At 25.8% G+C, this 16,716-nt stretch carries 16 protein-coding genes and 1 pseudogene; 12 read left to right on the forward strand and 5 right to left on the reverse strand.

Annotated features, from left to right (window positions below; translation table 11 throughout):
* Positions 1-10 precede the first annotated feature (10 nt).
* The 9 genes and pseudogenes from murD to hisS all read left to right on the forward strand — a co-directional run bounded on the left by murD (position 11) and on the right by hisS (position 9,944).
* A pseudogene (gene murD / locus H0H74_RS01270) lies at positions 11-1,374 on the forward strand (UDP-N-acetylmuramoyl-L-alanine--D-glutamate ligase).
* Complete coding sequence (locus H0H74_RS01275) at positions 1,361-2,563, forward strand: FtsW/RodA/SpoVE family cell cycle protein (RefSeq protein ID WP_185849448.1); 1,203 nt, start codon at positions 1,361-1,363, stop codon at positions 2,561-2,563. The pseudogene murD and the gene H0H74_RS01275 overlap by 14 nt, the downstream one beginning before the upstream one ends.
* Positions 2,553-2,687, forward strand: coding sequence for a glycosyltransferase (locus H0H74_RS03165; protein ID WP_262886990.1), 135 nt, complete (start codon positions 2,553-2,555; stop codon positions 2,685-2,687). The genes H0H74_RS01275 and H0H74_RS03165 overlap by 11 nt, the downstream gene beginning before the upstream one ends.
* Before the next feature lie 14 nt (positions 2,688-2,701).
* Positions 2,702-3,670 carry an undecaprenyldiphospho-muramoylpentapeptide beta-N-acetylglucosaminyltransferase gene (gene murG, locus H0H74_RS01280; protein WP_262886991.1) on the forward strand — a complete coding sequence of 323 codons (969 nt, stop codon included), beginning with the start codon at positions 2,702-2,704 and terminating at the stop codon, positions 3,668-3,670.
* Between the two features lie 4 nt (positions 3,671-3,674).
* Positions 3,675-5,069 (forward strand): UDP-N-acetylmuramate--L-alanine ligase, encoded by a 1,395-nt coding sequence (gene murC, locus H0H74_RS01285; RefSeq protein ID WP_185849449.1) that lies wholly within the window; start codon positions 3,675-3,677, stop codon positions 5,067-5,069.
* Between the two features lie 223 nt (positions 5,070-5,292).
* The gene (locus H0H74_RS01290; RefSeq protein ID WP_238784108.1) at positions 5,293-5,787 is read left to right on the forward strand and encodes a cell division protein FtsQ/DivIB; all 495 of its coding nucleotides are present in this window, start codon (positions 5,293-5,295) and stop codon (positions 5,785-5,787) included.
* A gap of 4 nt (positions 5,788-5,791) precedes the next feature.
* Positions 5,792-7,153 (forward strand): cell division protein FtsA, encoded by a 1,362-nt coding sequence (ftsA, locus tag H0H74_RS01295; protein WP_185849451.1) that lies wholly within the window; start codon positions 5,792-5,794, stop codon positions 7,151-7,153.
* Positions 7,154-7,164: 11 nt separating this feature from the next.
* The gene (gene ftsZ, locus H0H74_RS01300; RefSeq protein WP_185849452.1) at positions 7,165-8,532 is read left to right on the forward strand and encodes a cell division protein FtsZ; all 1,368 of its coding nucleotides are present in this window, start codon (positions 7,165-7,167) and stop codon (positions 8,530-8,532) included.
* Positions 8,533-8,540: 8 nt separating this feature from the next.
* Entirely contained in the window at positions 8,541-9,944 is a 1,404-nt protein-coding gene (hisS, locus tag H0H74_RS01305; protein ID WP_394798661.1) for a histidine--tRNA ligase, read from the forward strand.
* Here the strand turns inward: hisS and pnuC are convergent.
* Both pnuC and H0H74_RS01315 read right to left on the reverse strand, forming a co-directional pair.
* Positions 9,939-10,568, reverse strand: a complete 630-nt coding sequence (pnuC, locus tag H0H74_RS01310) for a nicotinamide riboside transporter PnuC (RefSeq protein WP_185849500.1) — start codon at positions 10,566-10,568, stop codon at positions 9,939-9,941. The genes hisS and pnuC overlap by 6 nt on opposite strands.
* Positions 10,569-10,599: 31 nt before the next feature.
* Positions 10,600-11,199, reverse strand: coding sequence for a 4'-phosphopantetheinyl transferase family protein (locus H0H74_RS01315; RefSeq protein WP_238784109.1), 600 nt, complete (start codon positions 11,197-11,199; stop codon positions 10,600-10,602).
* Positions 11,200-11,308: 109 nt separating this feature from the next.
* Between H0H74_RS01315 and H0H74_RS01320 the strand changes: the two genes are divergently transcribed.
* A complete protein-coding gene (locus H0H74_RS01320) occupies positions 11,309-12,319 on the forward strand; it encodes an Mrp/NBP35 family ATP-binding protein (protein ID WP_185849455.1) in 1,011 nt (336 codons plus the stop codon).
* Between the two features lie 2 nt (positions 12,320-12,321).
* Here H0H74_RS01320 and H0H74_RS01325 read toward each other — a convergent pair whose 3' ends face one another.
* Together H0H74_RS01325 and murB are read right to left on the reverse strand one after the other, a co-directional pair.
* The gene (locus H0H74_RS01325; RefSeq protein ID WP_238784110.1) at positions 12,322-13,140 is read right to left on the reverse strand and encodes a purine-nucleoside phosphorylase; all 819 of its coding nucleotides are present in this window, start codon (positions 13,138-13,140) and stop codon (positions 12,322-12,324) included.
* Between the two features lie 118 nt (positions 13,141-13,258).
* On the reverse strand, positions 13,259-14,275 hold the full coding sequence (murB, locus tag H0H74_RS01330; RefSeq protein ID WP_185849456.1) for a UDP-N-acetylmuramate dehydrogenase: 1,017 nt from the start codon (positions 14,273-14,275) through the stop codon (positions 13,259-13,261).
* 85 nt (positions 14,276-14,360) lie between these two features.
* Between murB and H0H74_RS01335 the strand changes: the two genes are divergently transcribed.
* Both H0H74_RS01335 and rlmB read left to right on the forward strand, forming a co-directional pair.
* Entirely contained in the window at positions 14,361-14,624 is a 264-nt protein-coding gene (locus tag H0H74_RS01335) for a YtxH domain-containing protein (protein WP_185849457.1), read from the forward strand.
* Between the two features lie 371 nt (positions 14,625-14,995).
* Entirely contained in the window at positions 14,996-15,748 is a 753-nt protein-coding gene (rlmB, locus tag H0H74_RS01340; RefSeq protein WP_185849458.1) for a 23S rRNA (guanosine(2251)-2'-O)-methyltransferase RlmB, read from the forward strand.
* Here the strand turns inward: rlmB and pheS are convergent.
* Positions 15,732-16,715, reverse strand: a complete 984-nt coding sequence (pheS, locus tag H0H74_RS01345; RefSeq protein WP_185849459.1) for a phenylalanine--tRNA ligase subunit alpha — start codon at positions 16,713-16,715, stop codon at positions 15,732-15,734. The genes rlmB and pheS overlap by 17 nt on opposite strands.
* Position 16,716: the final 1 nt, after the last annotated feature.

A 16,716-nucleotide genomic window follows, 5' to 3' on the forward strand; every position in this document is an offset into this window, starting at 1 on the left:
AAAAATAAAAATGAAAAAAAAATTCATAATTGTATTAGGTGGAGGAGAAAGTGGAGTAGGCGCAGCTTTACTAGCTAAAAAAAATGGATTAAAAATATTTTTATCGGATTCTGGAATGATTCTAAATAAATATAAAAAAATTTTAGTAAGAAATAGAATTCCTTTTGAAGAGAAAGGACATACAGAAAATATAATTATTCGAAACGCTATTAAAGTAATAAAAAGTCCTGGAATTTCTTCTAAAAAGAATCCTTTGATAAAAAAAATTGATTTTTTGGGGATTCCTATACAATCCGAATTAGAATTCGGTAAAAGTTATATCGAAAACTCCTATGTTATCGGAATTACAGGAAGTAATGGAAAAACAACAACTTGTTCTATTATTTATAAAATTCTTAAAAAAAAAGGAATGAATGTAGGAGTAGCAGGAAATATTGGACATAGTTTTTCTAAAGAAGTCATAAAAAAAAAGATGTTTATATATTAGAAATGAGTAGTTTTCAATTAGATGATTGTTTCAATTTCCGTACAAATATTGCAGTATTATTAAACATAACAAGAGATCATTTAAATAGATATGATGATATTGAAAATTATATTGATTCCAAATTTAGAATAGCAACTTTTCAAAAAAAAGAAGATATTTTCATTTATAATCATGATGATCCTATTATAAGAAAGGGGTTAAAAAAATATCCTGTTATATCTCGTTGCATTCCTTTTTCTATAAAGGAAGAATTACATATGGGGGCTTATATAAAAGATCAAAAAATATTTATTCGAAATCAAAAAAATCAAGAAATATATTTTCTAAATGTGAAAGATATTCCTTTAATAGGAGATCATAATTTATATAATATTCTAGCTTCATTAATTATATCCGAAATATTAAACGTAAAAAAAGAATTAATAATTTCTATACTATTAAAATTAAAATCTATAGAACATCGTATGGAAAAAATACTAAATATGAATGGAATACAATTCATTAATGATTCTAAAGCTACTAATGTTAATGCAGTTTTTTATGCATTAAAAAGTATGAATGCACCTATTATATGGATAGCTGGAGGAGAAGACAAAGGAAACAATTATGTAGAATTAATTCCTTTGGTTAAAAAAAAAGTGAAAGCTTTAATTTGTTTAGGAAAAAACAATAAAAAAATTTTGAATTTTTTTAAGAATATCATTGATATTGTTTTGGAAACAAAAAATATTAAAAAAGCTGTTTACATGGCTTATATATTGTCTTCTCATGGAGACAATATTTTATTCTCTCCTGCTTGTTCCAGCTTTGATCTTTTTAAAGATTATAAGGAAAGAGGAAATAAATTTAAACAAGAAGTAAGAAAACTGATTTATGAAAATTTATGAAAAAATAGACCTATTTTTAGATAAATATATAAAAGGAGATAAATATTTATGGGCTTTTATATCTTTATTGGCTATATTTTCTTTTTTGCCAGTTTATTCTGCTAGTACAAACTTAGTTGCTACATATGGAGGAACAAATACAGTATTTAGTTATTTATTTAAACATGCTCTTTTTCTGTTAGTTGGGTTTTGTATTCTTTTTTTTACTCAATTTATAGACTACAAATATTTTTACCGTATGTCTATTATTTCTATGCCTATAGTCTTTATTTTATTGATCTTTACTATGAGTCAGAGAAAAGAATTAGATGGGGTGAATGCTTCTCGTTGGTTACATATTCCTATTATTAATATATCTTTTCAAACTTCTAGTATCGCTGGATTAGTTCTTTTCATTTATTGTGCCAGATACTTAGCTCAAAAAAAGAAAAAACGAATAAATTTTATAAATTCTTTTTTACCTTTGTTGTTTCCAATATTTTTTATTATCGGACTAATTTTTCCTGCTAATGGCTCTACTGCTGTTATTATTTTTATATCCGTTTTAATTTTACTTTTTATAGGAGGATATCCATTCACAAGTGTTATAGGAGTTCTGTTCATGGGAATTCTATTTGCAGGAATATATATTTATTCTGTTATAAAATGGGGATATAAAAAACCCATGAATAGGGTTTATACATGGAAAAGTCGTATAGAAAAATTTTTGGATCATGAATCTGAAGAAAGTTATCAAATGAAACAATCTAAAACGGCTATTGTTTTAGGAAATAAATTTGGACGTGGTCCTGGTAAGAGTGTTTTAAAGGCTTTTTTACCACAATCTTCTTCAGATTTTATATATGCTATCATAATAGAAGAATATGGATCTGTTGGAGGTGTAATTCTTTTATTCATTTATATATTAATTCTGATGAGAATTATGATAATAGCTACGAAAGTACAAAATTATTTTTGTTCTTTATTGGTACTTGCTGTTGGTTTACCTATTATTAATCAAGCACTCATTAATATGGGAATAGCTGTTGGTTTATTTCCAGTAACAGGACAAACTTTACCACTGATTAGTGCAGGAGGAACTTCTATGTGGGTTACTTTTTTTAGTTTTGGTATCATATTAAGTGTCAGTAGAATGATACATAAAAATTCAAATGATGGAACTCAAATTATCACTCATCATGAATCATGATATTTCACCTAGATCACCTAGAATTATTATTGGATGTGGAGGAACCGGAGGTCACATATATCCAGGAATAGCTATTGCTAATGAACTAAAAAAAAAATTCCAAAAACCAATATTTTGTTTATAGGATCTAAAAATCATATGGAAATGCGAGAAATTCCAAAATTTGGATATTCCATTGAAAAAATTTGTATTTCAGGTGGAAAAAATAAATTTCTTTCTATATCAGGTTTTATTTTAGTTATAGAACTAATATATAGTTTTTTTTTAGCAAAAAAAATTATTAAAAAATTTGCTCCAGATATAGTTATAGGAACAGGTGGATTTGTCAGTTTTCCTACCTTATATGCCGCAAAAAAAAATAAAATCCCTATTTTGATTCAAGAACAAAATTCTTTTCCTGGATTAACAAATAGAATATTTTCTCGTTACGCGAATAAGATATGTATTGCTTACGAACAAGCACAAAAATATTTTCCAAAAGAAAAGACTATCATAACTGGAAATCCAGTACGATCTGAAATATTACAACAATTACCTAGTAAAGAAAAAGCTTGTATTCATTTAGGATTAAAAATTACAAGACCTATTATTTTATCTATAGGAGGAAGTCAAGGGTCTAATAGTATGAATAATGCTTGGATAAAAGGATTAAAAAAGATAATAGAATTGGATATGCAACTGATTTGGCAGGTGGGAAAATTTGATTTTCATAAGATTAAAAAAAATAAAATGTCTCATCATTCGAATATTCTTTTCATGGAATTTATAGAAAATATACCTACATGTTATGCTGCGGCAGATATCATTGTATCTAGAGCTGGAGCTTTAACTATATCAGAAATATGTTTAATAGGAAAACCATATATATTAATCCCTTTTCCTTGGTCTTCAAATGATCATCAAAATCAAAATGCTAAAATATTAGAAGAAAAAGAGGCGGCTTTAATTATAAAAAATGAGGAAATAGAGAAAAAATTAGTGAATTCTGTTATACAATTAATGAATAATTCTAGCATGAAAAAAAAAATGAGTAGAAATATATTAGAATTAGGAAAACCTAAAGCAACAAACGATATTGTAAACGAGATTTTACAAATTATTTTATGATTTTATGAACTTAAATCAAATTGATTCTTTTTATTTTATAGGAATAGGAGGGATGGGAATGAGTTCCCTAGCTAGATATTTTCATACTATGGGGAAAACTGTTTGTGGTCATGATCAGAATAGAACCTTTTTAACAAAAGAATTAGAAAAAGAAGGGATATCTATCAATTATCATGATAGTATAGAAATATTACCTAAATGGGTCTTATCCAAACAATGTTTGATTGTGTATACTCCAGCCATTCCTAGTCATCATAAACAATGGATATTTTTAAAAGAACATGGAAAAAATATAAAAAAACGTTCTCAAGTATTATCTTTAATTACAGATAATGAAATTTGTATAGCCATAGGAGGAACACATGGAAAAACAACTACTTGTACCTTGTTAGGACACATTTTATATAGTGTAGGAATAAATGTGACTGCTTTTTTAGGAGGAATATCTGAAAATTATCAATCAAATTTGATATTGAATAATATATTGAATAGAAAAAAAATTTTTTTAGTGGAAGCCGATGAATTTGATCACTCTTTTTTATATCTCTCTCCTAATATAGCGTGTATAACGTCTTTTGATCAAGATCATGTAGACACTTATCCAAGAAAAGAATTCTTGGAAAAGGCTTATATAGCTTTTTCAAATAGAATAAAAAAACCATATAAAAAAATATTTCTTTGTCAAGAAGAATCTTTTCGATTCAATAACGCTATATATTATTCTGTGCTAAAAAAAGAAAATTATTATTCCAATCATCTTTATATAAAAAAAAATAAATGGTATTTTGATTTTCATACTCCTAGAGAAATATGGAAATCTTTGCCTTTACCTATTCCAGGTAAACATAATTTAAAAAACGTTACTGCAGCATTAGCTATATCTGACTATCTAAAAATTCCTAAAGAAAAAATCAGAAAAGCTTTATTTTTATTTAAAGGAATCAAAAGAAGATATTCCATTCATTATCAATCTTCAAAAAAAATATATATAGATGATTATGCACATCATCCTACAGAAATCAATGCTTTAATCTCTACTGTAAGAGATTGTTTTCCAAATAAAAAAATATTGGGTATTTTTCAACCTCATTTATTTAGCAGAACTAAATTTTTTGAGGAATCTTTTGCAAAAAGTTTAGAACATCTTGATATTTTAATTTTACTAGATATTTATCCAGCTAGAGAATTACCCATAAAAAATGGAATTAATTCTAATAGTTTGTTAGAAAAAATAGAAATGAATTCTAAAGAAGTATCTACTATTTCCAAAGTTTTAGAAAAGATTGAAAAAAAACATTTTGATATTATTCTGACAATGGGAGCTGGGGATATAGATACTTTAATTATTCCTATTAAAAAATGGTTGAATAAACGATATGGATCAATAAATGAAAAATAATAAAACATTCTTTATCCTTATTTTATTCTTATATATGATTTGTATCATATCACTTTTTTATTTTTCTCAAAAAACACATAGAAACAGGATTTTAAAAAAATTTAATATTGTCATTGATCCCTTATCTAAAAATCATTTTGTAAATGAAGAAATTATTAAAAACATTCTATTTTATAAAACAAAAAAAATTGAAAAAAAAATCGGTCAATTATGTATATTGAGAATGGAAAGAAAATTAAATAATTACCCTTTTATAAAAAAATCTGAAGTGTTTCTTAGTGTAGATGGAACTCTTAACATTAAAATTTGGCAAAAAGAACCCTTATTAAGAATCAAAAATGGAAATAAAGAATATTATCTTACTAAAGATGCGGATAATTTAGAACTTTCTTCTTTTTATTCATCAAAAGTTATCTTAGCAAAAGGACCTTTTTCAAAAGAAGAAAAAAAATATTTAACGAATTTAGTAAAATTTATAAATTCAGATGAGTTATTAAAAAATCAAATTATTAGTATAAAAAAAAATAATAAAAATTCATTCGTTTTAATTCCAAAAATCGGAAATCATCATATTATATTAGGAAATATAAAGAATTTTAAAAATAAATTGAATAAATTAAAAGCATTTTATAAGCAATATCTTAATAAGATAGATATTAATCAATATCAAAGTATTGATTTACAATATAAAGACCAAATAGTCGCAAAAAAAAGATAAGTCTATGGAATATCAAGATATAGCTATAGGTCTTGATGTGGGGACCACGAAGATTGTAGCTATGGTAGGAAGGAGAAATGAATATAATAAAATTGAGATCTTAGGCATAGGTAGATCTAAAAGTGTAGGTGTGCATAGAGGGGTTGTAAATAATATAACTCAAACAATTGAAGCTATTCGTGAAGCCGTGTCTGAAGCTGAACATAGTTCTGGTTTAAAAATAAAAGAAGTTATTGTTGGAATAGCAGGACAACATATTAGAAGTTTACAACATAATGATTATATTACTAGATTAGATTTTGAAAATGTCATCAGTCAAAAAGATATACAAAAATTAATAGATCAAGTCCATAAATTGGTCATGCAACCAGGAGAAGAAATAATTCATGTTCTTCCACAAGAATATAAAGTTGATAGTCAAGCAGAAATAGTAGAACCGATAGGAATGTATGGAAGTCGTTTAGAAGCAAATTTTCATGTAGTAGTAGGACAAATTTCTTCTATACGGAATATTGGAATATGTGTAAAAGCTGCAGGATTGAATTTATCTGGAATGACTTTAGAACCTTTAGCTTCTGCTGAAGCTGTATTAAGCACCGAAGAAAGAGAAGCAGGTGTTGCTTTAGTGGATATAGGAGGTGGAACTACGGATATTGCTATATTTAAAGATAATATTATCCGTCATACTGCCGTGATTCCTTTTGGTGGAAATGTCATTACTGAAAATATCAAAACAGATTGTTTGATTATTGAACGGCAAGCAGAATTACTAAAAATAAAATTTGGATCTGCATGGCCAGGAGAAAATAAGGAAACAGAAATTGTTTGTATTCCTGGATTAAGAGGTCGTGATCCTAAAGAAATTTCTTTAAAACACCTTTCCCAAATGATTCATACACGAGTATGTGAAATTTTGGAACAAGTAAATGTAGAAATAAAAAATTATGGAAATGAAGAACAAAAGAAAAGACTAATAGCAGGATTAGTCATGACTGGTGGAGGTTCTCAACTAAAACATGTTCGTCCATTAACAGAATATATTACTGGCATGGATGTTCGTATAGGTTATTCTAATGAACACATTGCAGGAGGAGAAAACGGTCTTATAAGTCATCCAGAATACGCTACGTCTATAGGATTGGTAATTAAAGGACTTGATGATAAAAAAAAATATCTTTGTACAAACGTAGATATGGTACATAAACATGATGAAAATTATGAGTTTATTTCTACAAAATTTTATAATAAAAATCGTAGATTAAATTCTGAAGAAGATCAGAAAAAGAAAAAAAATAAAAAAAAATCAAAATCTTTTCTTGAAATTTGGGCAGATAAGTTCCGTCAAATATTAAATGATACAGAATAATAAATCATGAAATGAAAAAAGAAGATTTTATACGAACAAAAAAAGAAAACGTTCAATTTGGATTTTCAAAAAATCGTTCAGCTTCCATAAAAGTAATTGGAGTAGGAGGAGGAGGAAGTAATGCTTTAAGTTATATGTTTGAACAAGGAATTACTGGTGTAGATTTTATAGCGTGTAATACGGATGCACAAGCATTAAATAATAATCCAGTACCTATAAAAATTCAATTAGGAGCTTCTATTACAGAAGGGTTAGGTGCTGGAGCAGATCCAGAAGTAGGAGAAAAAGCCGCGTTAGAAAGTTTGGAAGAAATAAAAAGTATTTTAGATTCTAACACTAAAATGACCTTCATTACAGCAGGAATGGGTGGTGGAACGGGAACTGGGGCTGCTCCAATTATTGCAAATATTTCTAAAGAAAAAGGAATTCTTACTGTGGGAATCGTAACGATTCCATTTCATTTTGAAGGAAAAATGAGATTACAGCAAGCTCAAAAGGGAATAGAAGCATTGAGAAAAAATGTGGATTCTCTCATCGTTATTAATAATGATAAATTGAGAGAATTATATGGAAATCTAGGATTCAAAGCTGGTTTTTCTAAAGCTGATGAAGTTTTAACTACTGCAGCTAAGGGTATAGCAGAAGTCATTACTCATCATTATAAACAAAATATAGATTTAAGAGATACAAGAACCGTTCTTAAAGAAAGCGGAACAGCTGTTATGGGTTCTGCTATTGCTGTTGGAGAAAATCGAGCAAAAGAAGCAGTTGTTCAAGCTTTAGATTCTCCATTATTGAATGATAACAAGATTACGGGAGCCAAAAATGTTCTTCTTCTTATTGTTTCAGGAAAAATAGAAATTACTATAGATGAAATAGGAATTATAAGTGATTACATACAAGCTGAAGCAGGTAACAATGCCAACATTATTATGGGGTTAGGAGAAGATGAAGGTTTAGAAGAAAGTATTTCAGTTACTATAGTCGCTACGGGGTTTCCTACGGAAATACAGCGGTCTATTAATCATGAAGAAAAAAAAATATTTCATAGGTTAGAAGAACCTTATGAACAAAGATTAAAAAAAATGGAAGAACCTCATTCTTATTCTAAACGAATTGATCCTTTTTTTTCAAAAACTTATTCAAATTCAAAATCAAATCATTTAGATAAATCTTATTCTAAGAAGAAAAAAGACGATTTTTCATCGAATCAAAAAAAAAACATTTTTGATCAGTCTATAAATTCAAATTTTTTTATAGAAAAAAAACATAAAAAATATATGTTAGAAGATAATTTTGATCTTCCTATTTCATACAATAAAAATGAAAAAATATTAAAAAGTTGCATTCATAAAAAAGAAAATAATACAAATCAATAGTTTGATTGATGTTTCCTAATATTCCAAAAGGAACTAGAGATTTTTCATCCATAGAGATGAGTAAACGAAACTATTTAATTCAAACTATTAGAAAACAATTTGAACTTTTTGGTTTCTACTCTATAGAAACTCCTTCTTTTGAAAAGATTTCTACTCTTGTTGGGAAATACGGAGAAGAAGGAGATTTATTAATATTTAAATTGTTACATTCAGGTAATTTTTTAAAAAATAGAATTTTAGATTTTTTAACAGAAATAAAAAATGATAAAAAAATAGTTAATATTTCAAAATGCTTAACTGAATATATGTCTGATAAAGCTCTTAGATATGATTTAACGGTTCCTTTTGTCCGTTATGTAGTAATGCATAGAAATGAAATCATTTTTCCTTTTAAAAGATATCAAATACAACCTGTATGGCGTGCAGATAAACCTCAAAAAGGAAGATTTAGAGAATTTTATCAGTGTGATGCAGATATAATGTCATTTTCTTGGTCTTTATGGGAAGAAATAGAATTAATTCAACTTTGTGACGAAATTTTTACTAAATTAAATTTTCCTATCATTATCTACATTAATCATAGAGATATATTAGGGGGATTAGTTGAAATGGCTGGAATAGAAAATAGTTTATGGAAAGATTTTACTACATCTTTAGATAAATGGAATAAAATTGGACGAAATTTAGTAAAAAAAGAAATGCTAAACAAAGGGATTTCATCTAAATCATTTGACCAAATGGCATTTTTTTTCGATATGGAAGAAAATTTTTATAATAAAAAAAAACATTTGACTATAGCTTTGCAAAACTCTGAAAAAGGGAAAAAAGGGATACAAGATCTGAGTTTTATTTATAAAAATATAACGAATATTTCTTTACAAAAGACAAAATTGGAATGGAATCTTTCTTTAGCTAGAGGAATGAATTATTATACAGGAACAATATTAGAAATCGTCCCATTCAACAATAAGAGTTCTATTTCTATTGGAGGAGGAGGTCGGTATGATCAATTAGCTAATTTATTTGGAATGAACAATATTTCTGGAGTAGGAATTTCTTTAGGTTTAGATCGAATTTATTTAGCAATGGAGCAAGAAAATTTTTTTCAAACTATTTCTAGTTATCCTTCAAAAGTTTTATTTATTAATTTTGGAAATGAAGAGGTTTTGTATGCATATAAAATAATAAAATTTTTGAGAAAAAAAGGAATTTCTACTCAATTATATCCTAATGCAGATAAAATAGGAAAACAGTTTAGATATGCTAATGCTAACAATATTCCATTTGCTATTAGTATAGGAAAAAACGAAATCAAAAAAAATAAAATCAGAATGAAAAATATTCAAAAAAGAACAGAAAAAGAATATGATAACATTAACGATGTTGTAAATCAATTAACGAAAAAATTATGACAAAATTTTATTGAGTGCTTTTTTCTTCCAAAAAAAAAATCCAAATATAGCCAATATAACAAGAAAAATAAATAAAATTCCTGTCAATATAAAACCTTTAAAAAAATAAATAGGAACGGAAATTCCGTTTCCTACCATCCAAAATATCCAATTTTCTACTTTTTTCATGGACATTTGATACATTCCAGAAAAATAAATCCCCGTTGTCAATACATCCATCCAATCATAATGAGATTTAAGTTTTCCATAAAAAAAATAAATCATTATACTGAAAATACAAGTTAATAAAAACAAAATAGAGGTATAGAAATAATCTTTTTTATTACAAAAAGTAATAGGTATTTTTTTATTTTCATCCTTTTTATATATCCATGCATGCCATCCATAAAAGCTCATCAACGTGTAATACAAGTTAATAATAAAATCTCCATAAAGAGAACTCATAAAAGTTAAATAACTATATATAATAGTGCTGACTATTCCTATTGGATACACCCATATATTATTTCTTTGAGCACAAAAAACACTAAATATTGTAAATGCTACAGCCGTAAATTCTAAAATTATGTGAAAACAACTATTATGATAATAGGGAGATAAAAGGATATTGATCCAATCATTCATCATATTATACATATTATATTATAATATTCATTTATTTTTCGTCTATAATATAAACTAAGTAATATTCTTCTATTTTTCTATAAAAAGCAGAAAATCGCTTACTACAGGAATTTTTTATAATCCAGCATGATACACAAGAATCTTTTTTAAGGCAAAAAGGAGAAACTTTATAATGATTTAAAAAACTATAGAAAATTCCTCCTTCTAGTTTATATAAACTTTCTTTAATTCCCCATATAATATGTAAATAATCTTCTTCATAATTTGGATGAATAAAAATAGATTCATCATCCCTAATAAATTTTTTCTTTATTTTCACTATTTTTTTATCTTTTCGTAATTTTTCTATGTCTATTCCTATATGAAAAGAACTTATAGCTATGGCCATTCTTTCAAAAGAATGACTTAAAGAAATATGTTTTCCTTCAATAAAAAGAAAAGGTTTTCTTTTTTCATTATAAAAAATATTCATTTTTATACCTATATATCTCAAAGCATAACGTATACCTAAAAATTCTCTTTTTCGTTTTTCTGATAATGATAAAAAAAACATTTTCTCTTTATCTGAAAGAAAAAGTTTTCTTAAAAACATAGTTTCTAAAAAATTTTTCCATCTAAAAACTATGATCATCGTATGAAGGGTATTATAGGTATAGAAATTCATTCTATTTTTATAATTTATTTAAATCTAGCCATTTTTTTGTACTATTGTGAATAGTATTATTATATACGATATATGTATGAAGAAAAAAATTGAAAAAGCATTAGAAAAAGTGATTTTTATTGATAATAAAAATATTGTAGAATCTGGTTTAGTCAAAAAGATAGATTTATTAAGTAATGAAATCATAATCTATTTGAGTTTATCAAATCCTGCTATGCATCTAAAAAATAGATTAATAAAAGAGATAACTCATTCTATAAAAAATCAAAATATTTTAGATACAATACGTATAAAAATGGAAATAAAATCAGATACAAAAACGAAATCTGTAATAAAAAATATAATTGCTATAGCTTCTGGAAAAGGAGGAGTAGGAAAATCTACAATAGCAACAAATATAGCTGTATCTTTAGTTAAAATGGGTTTTCATGTTGGATTATTAGATGCGGATATTTATGGTCCTTCTATTCCATTAATGTTTAATATTGAAGAAAAATCTGTAAATTTTCAACATAAAAATGGAATGATGAATCCTATTACTAGTTATGGAGTTAAAATTCTATCTATAGGTTTTTTTTCAAAATATGGACAAGCTATTGTTTGGAGAGGGCCCATGGTTACTAAAGTTTTGAGACAATTTATGCATGAAACTAATTGGGGAAAATTAGATTTTTTAATTGTAGATTTACCACCAGGAACAGGGGATATTCATTTATCTCTTTTGCAAGAAATTTCATTAAAAGGAATTGTTATAGTAAGTACATCTCAAAAGATAGCCTTATCGGATGTCAATCGTTCTGTAGGAATGTTTCGTATTAGATCAATTTCTGTTCCTATACTTGGAATTATAGAAAATATGTCTTATGTTTTTTCAAAAAAAACTAAAGAAAAATGCTATTTTTTTGGAAAAAATGGAGTAAGAAATTTTTCCAAAAAAATGAATATTTTTTTTCTTGGCGAAATTCCTATGTTACAAAAAATACGGGAATATTCAGATTTAGGAATTCCTGTTATTTTAGAGAACGAGCATATTAGAAATATCTTTCTAAAAATTACGGAAAATATTATTCATAAATTGCAATTATAAAACTATAAACAAAGTTTGATAAATTCTTTTACTATTAATATGAGAAGAGATATAGATTTTTCTGTTTCTTGATGAAATGGCTTAAAGAAATTGATTTCATCGTAATTATATCCCTTACCCTTATCTTTAGATTGTTCATATAATCCCATAACAATGGATATAGCAAATACTCGTAAATTTATACATCTAGCTGTGATGACATCTGTTACTATATTCATACCTACACTATCCCCACCCATAGATCGTATCATAGCATATTCTGCATAAGTTTTATAATTAGGATAAGGAGAAGCGACATATATCCCTTTTTGAATAATAATATTATGATTCATTGCAATGTTTTCTGCAATTTCTATCATTTTTTTATCATATGGTTCTGTAATTTTAAAAAATTTATTTTTTATAAATTCTTTTATATTAGGACTTTCCGGAAAAAAGTTAATATGATCTTTAACCAACATAACATCTCCCATTTTGTAGTTTGGATTTACACCCCCAGAAATATTTATTAAAATTAATTTATCTATTCCTAGATTCTTACACAAAACAATGGAGAAATGATTTGTTCTATTTTCTTCAGAATTAGGTTCGGTTAAAAGAACCACATTTTTATCTTCTATTTTACCGAAAAAAAATTTTCCATATAAATTTTTTTTTGAAAAAAGGGGGATTTCTTCATAAGAAATACATATAGGATTTTTTATCTCCTCTATCAGTTTATTGAATTGATTTCCTAATAATAAAATTCCAAAATCAGGTTTTTCTTTAATTTTGTTTTGTATGTATTGTTTTGATTTTTCTAAACTCATAGTCATTGACATAAATTCAAGTTTTTATCAAATTATACGAACTCCCTTATGAAATGAAAAGTGAAAAGGGAAAAATCAAACAAAGGTAAATTATTTCATTATTTATTTTTATCATTTGATTCATTTAGACTTATTGTATGACATTTACTTCTCTTGATAAAGGAATACCAAATTTTTTTTTTATATTTTTCATTATTTTTTCTGAAAAAGAATATATTTCCATTCCAGTAGCTTTTCCATAGTTTACTAAAATAATAGGTTTTTTTTCATACATTCCTACGTTTCCAATTTTTTTTTCTTTCCATTTTATATTTTCAATTAATGAATTAGCAGATAGCTTGACTTTATGATTAGAAATATTATAACCTATAATAGCGGGATGTTGATATTTTAGTTTTTTAAAATCTAAAATACCTACTATAGGATTTATAAAAAAACTACCAGCATTTCCAATTTTTTTAGGATTTGGAAGTTTTCTATGTCTAATATTAAAAATCGCCTGACTTAAATTGTTAATAGTAGGCATTTTAATATTCATATTTTCTAATTCTTTTTGAATTTCCACATAAGATGTATTTAATTCTTTATATTTTTTTTTTAGAAGAAAAAAAACAGACAAAATCATAAATTTATTTCCAGAATGCTTAAAAAAAGAATAACGATATTTGAGTTGACATTCTTCACGTGTAAATTCTCTTATTTTTCTATTATCTATTTCATATGCTTGTACTTTCATTAAAGTATCTTTGACTTCTGCTCCATATGCTCCAATATTTTGAATCGGTGCAGCTCCAACTGTACCAGGAATAAATGATAAATTTTCTAAACCACTAAATCCTTTTTTGATCGTCCAGTTTACGAATTCATCCCAATTTTCTCCAGCACAAGCTTTAACGATGACTTGATAATTATTTTCTTGAATAACTTTCTTTCCTTTTATTCCCATTTTTATTATTAGTCCCGGATAATAATTTTTTAAAAAAAGAATATTACTTCCGTTTCCCAAAAAAAGTTTTGAAATTGATGGATATCTATCAAAAATTTTTTTAATTTCTTCTATACTTTTCACTTCTACAAAATAACGAGCATAAACATTTATTCCAAATGTATTGAATTTTTTTAGAGAAAAGTCTTTTTTAATGAACATGTAAAAAATATTTCATAAATACATAAATACAATTTTGTACGTAAATATTGTATGACTAAATTTAAAAAAATATAAAATTGTTATTATGAAAAAAGGAGGAAGTTTTTTTTGGGGAGTTATTTTAGGAACTATGGCTGGTTTAATAGTGGGAATAATATTAGCTCCAAGAAAAGAGGAAAAAATAAAAAATATATTAGGAAAGAAAACAGAAGAACTAAGAGATAATTTACAGGAAATTAGTAAAAAAATTGGAAAAAAAGTGCATAAAATTAAATCAGACTTTGAAGCTAAGTGGAAAAAAAACAAAATAGAAAAAATCGATAAAGTAGAAGATGAATTAGGAACTTAAAAATTAAAAAGTTTAAGTTTTTTTATTGTTTTAAAATGTTCATTTTTATTAGAAATTTTATCCATAAAAAATGGTGTATTTTTAGAAATGAAGTTATTCAAATATTGATTTCTATCATAACAGAGGTTTTTTTGAATTTTTTATTATTGATATTTTGCATTATTATTTTTTTTTTAGTTAGCCTTTCTTTATGTTTTTTTCTTTCTTTTTATTTTGGAAATTATGTTATAGGATTTGGAATTTTAACTATTTTATATTTTTTTATTTTTATAATTATATTTTATTTTGGTAAAGATATTACACGATTTATTATAAAGGATTTATTAAATAAATCTTTTATTAAAATTTTTGAGAATAAAAAATAATATATTATGAAAAAATTAGAAATTGTTTACGGAATACATCCATTGATAGAAGCAATTATAGCTAAAAAAACTATTAGGAAGATTTTTTTTCAAAAAGGATTGAAGAAAGCATCAAATTCTTACAAAAAATTAAGAGATCTTTCCAAAAAAGAACATATTCCAATTCAAACTGTTTCTAAACAAAAATTTTTTCAATTGAAAAATAAAAATCATCAAGGAGTTTTTGCTGTTCTTTCTCCTATAAAAACTTATCACATAGAAGATTTGCTTCCTATATTTTATGAAAAAGGTCAGAATCCACTTTTGATTATTCTAGATCGAATTACAGATGTAAGAAATTTTGGATCTATAATACGGACTGCTGCATGCGCAGGAGCAGATGCTATCATTATTCCAAAAAAAGATACAGCTATGATTGGGTCTGATTCTATAAAAACTTCTTCAGGTGCTTTATTTCAAGTTCCAATATGTCAAGAAAAAAATATGTTGAATACAATAGAATTTTTGACGAATTCAGGATTGAAAATCGTTTCTGCTACAGAAAAATCCAATATATATTGGTATAATATTGATTTTTCAGGGCCAACAGCTTTAATATTAGGAAACGAAGAAAAAGGAATTTCTTCTAAATATTTGAAAATTTCCTACGAACAAGCAAAAATACCATCAATAAAAGGGGTTTCATCTTTAAACGTATCTGTAGCTTGTGGGGTCATTTTATATGAAATTTTCAGACAAAGAACTAAAACTCGCTTTTAAATTGTTTTAAAAAACGAATATCATTATCAAAATAAATTCTAATATCTTTCATTTGATAAATTATTAGAGCTATACGTTCAATACCCAATCCAAAAGCAAATCCAGAATAAATTTCTGAATCAATATTTACGTTTTCCAAAACTTGGGGATCTATCATTCCACAACCCATGATTTCTAACCATCCATTATTACAATATATATCTACTTCAGCACTGGGCTCTGTGAATGGAAAATAAGAAGGACGAAATCTAATCTTTACTTTTTCAAAAAGAGAAGTGATCAAATAATGAATCGTTTGTTTCAAATCATAAAAAGAAACTTTTTTATCTATATAAAATCCTTCCGCTTGATGAAACATAAAATTGGAACGTGATGAAATGGATTCATTTCTATATACTTTTCCGATTGACAATACACGAAAAGGTGGATTATGTTTTTTCATATACCGTATTTGTACAGAGGAAGTATGTGTACGTAACAAAATATCTGGATTTTTACACAGAAAAAATGTATCTTGCATATCTCTAGATGGATGAAAAATAGGAATATTTAAAGCCGTAAAATTATGCCAATCATCCTCTATTTCAGGTCCATCTACATAAGTAAATCCAATATTTATCAAAAGATCTCTTATTCTGTTTTTTAGAATAGACAGGGGATGTCTGGAACCTATTTCTATAGATTTTCCCGGTAAAGTAGGATCAAATTTTAGTATTTTATCATTTTGAATTTTGTTTTTTGATTGAAAAACTTTTATTTTATTTTGAGCTTCTTTTTTTAATTCATTAATAATTTTTCCATAAATTCTTCTTTTATGAATGGAAATTTTCTTTAATTCTTTGAATAAAATTGTTACAATTCCCTTTTTTTTACCTAAAAATTTAATCCTGAATGTTTCTAAATCATTATATGTTTTCATGTGAAAACATTTTATTTCTTCTTTAATTTGTTCTATTTTTTGATTCATA

This window comes from Blattabacterium cuenoti, assembly GCF_014251315.1.
Lineage (GTDB): Bacteria > Bacteroidota > Bacteroidia > Flavobacteriales > Blattabacteriaceae > Blattabacterium > Blattabacterium cuenoti_AJ.

Bases quoted from the DNA above. Each gene is read 5' to 3' on its own strand.
- murC (WP_185849449.1), top strand. From the start codon at position 3,675: ATGAACTTAAATCAAATTGATTCTTTTTATTTTATAGGAATAGGAGGG.
- H0H74_RS01290 (WP_238784108.1), top strand. From the start codon at position 5,293: ATGGAAAGAAAATTAAATAATTACCCTTTTATAAAAAAATCTGAAGTG.
- H0H74_RS01315 (WP_238784109.1), bottom strand. From the start codon at position 11,199: ATGATCATAGTTTTTAGATGGAAAAATTTTTTAGAAACTATGTTTTTA.
- murB (WP_185849456.1), bottom strand. From the start codon at position 14,275: ATGTTCATTAAAAAAGACTTTTCTCTAAAAAAATTCAATACATTTGGA.
- H0H74_RS03165 (WP_262886990.1), top strand. From the start codon at position 2,553: ATGAATCATGATATTTCACCTAGATCACCTAGAATTATTATTGGATGT.
- pnuC (WP_185849500.1), bottom strand. From the start codon at position 10,568: ATGAATGATTGGATCAATATCCTTTTATCTCCCTATTATCATAATAGT.
- H0H74_RS01275 (WP_185849448.1), top strand. From the start codon at position 1,361: ATGAAAATTTATGAAAAAATAGACCTATTTTTAGATAAATATATAAAA.
- murG (WP_262886991.1), top strand. From the start codon at position 2,702: ATGGAAATGCGAGAAATTCCAAAATTTGGATATTCCATTGAAAAAATT.
- pheS (WP_185849459.1), bottom strand. From the start codon at position 16,715: ATGAATCAAAAAATAGAACAAATTAAAGAAGAAATAAAATGTTTTCAC.
- rlmB (WP_185849458.1), top strand. From the start codon at position 14,996: ATGAAAAAATTAGAAATTGTTTACGGAATACATCCATTGATAGAAGCA.
- H0H74_RS01320 (WP_185849455.1), top strand. From the start codon at position 11,309: ATGAAGAAAAAAATTGAAAAAGCATTAGAAAAAGTGATTTTTATTGAT.
- hisS (WP_394798661.1), top strand. From the start codon at position 8,541: ATGTTTCCTAATATTCCAAAAGGAACTAGAGATTTTTCATCCATAGAG.
- ftsZ (WP_185849452.1), top strand. From the start codon at position 7,165: ATGAAAAAAGAAGATTTTATACGAACAAAAAAAGAAAACGTTCAATTT.
- H0H74_RS01335 (WP_185849457.1), top strand. From the start codon at position 14,361: ATGAAAAAAGGAGGAAGTTTTTTTTGGGGAGTTATTTTAGGAACTATG.
- ftsA (WP_185849451.1), top strand. From the start codon at position 5,792: ATGGAATATCAAGATATAGCTATAGGTCTTGATGTGGGGACCACGAAG.
- H0H74_RS01325 (WP_238784110.1), bottom strand. From the start codon at position 13,140: ATGTCAATGACTATGAGTTTAGAAAAATCAAAACAATACATACAAAAC.